The organism is Variovorax sp. 01T439_2, from assembly GCF_056398445.1.
In genome coordinates this window covers 1-1,265 of record NZ_JBFTPJ010001262.1, presented here as the reverse complement: position 1 = coordinate 1,265, position 1,265 = coordinate 1, and the positions used below count along the sequence as shown (strand labels likewise).

Sequence of the window (1,265 nt, the reverse complement as noted above, 5' to 3'; positions counted from 1 at the left end):
AACTGAAGCTTCCGAACCCGTGGCCCAGGTGGCCGATGCAGCGCCCGCCGCCGCACCAGTCGCCGACGAACCCGCCGCCGCCGCTGCGCCAGCCACATCCGTCGAACGCGCCGAAGAGAATGCGCGCGCTTCCTCCTCCTACGACGATGAAGAAGAGGAAGAAGAGGAAGAAGAGCCCGACGAGGAAGAGGACGATCTCGACCGCGCACGCCGCGCCGCCGAGCGCGAGCAGCGCAACGCACCGCCGCCCGAGCCGATCCGCTTCGCGGACGTCATCTCGGGCCAGTTCGATGCCGACGAAGAGAGCCCCGAAGTCCCGCCCCTCAAGCGCGTGCTGCTGCCCGAGGCCGACTCGCCCAAGCTGCACAAGGTGCTGGCGCAGGCGGGCCTGGGCTCGCGGCTCGAAATGGAAGCGCTCATTCTGCAGGGCCGCATCTCGGTGAACAACGAGCCGGCCCACATCGGCCAGCGCATCCAGTATGGCGACCAGGTCAAGATCAACGGCAAGCCGATCCGCTACCGCATCGCGCCGCCGCCGCCGCGCGTGATTGCCTACCACAAGCCGGTGGGCGAGGTCGTGACGCACGACGATCCGCAGAACCGGCCCACGGTGTTCCGCAAGCTGCCGCGCCTGCAGCAGGGCAAGTGGCAATCGGTCGGCCGGCTCGACCTGAACACCGAGGGCCTGCTGCTGTTCAGCAGCTCCGGCGACCTGGCCAACCAGCTGATGCATCCGCGCTTCGGCCTGGAGCGCGAATACGCCGTGCGCGTGCTCGGCGCGCTCAATGCCGAGGAAAAGAAGAAGCTGCTCGAAGGCGTTCGCCTCGACGACGGCATGGCCCAGTTCGGCACCATCGAGGAGGGCGGCGGCGAGGGCTCCAACCACTGGTACCGCGTCACCATCTCCGAAGGCCGCAACCGCGAAGTGCGGCGCCTGTTCGAATCGGTGGGCCATGCGGTCAGCCGGCTGATCCGCATCCGCTACGGCGCCATGGTGCTGCCGCGCGGCTTGAAGCGCGGCGCCTGGATGGAGCTCGACGAGCGCGACATCAGCGCGCTGTTCCAGGCCTCGGGCGGCGGCGCGCCGCGTCCGCCGCAGCAGCAGCGCGGGCCGGGCCAGGAAGGTGCCGGCGGCGGTCGCAGCGGACGCAACAAGAAGCGGCGCGGCAATCGCAACGCCGGCGGCGGACAGCAGCAGCCGCGCGACATGCGCGATGACGGCCGCGAGGCGCCCATTCCCAATCCGCTCGGCGACGGCCGCCCGC

At 70.2% G+C, this 1,265-nt stretch carries 1 protein-coding gene; it reads left to right on the top strand.

Translation table 11 applies throughout. From position 1 onward, the window contains the following. On the top strand, positions 1 to 1,265 hold a 1,265-nt coding region (locus tag AC1DOC_RS34110; protein WP_478131628.1), incomplete at both ends, for a pseudouridine synthase.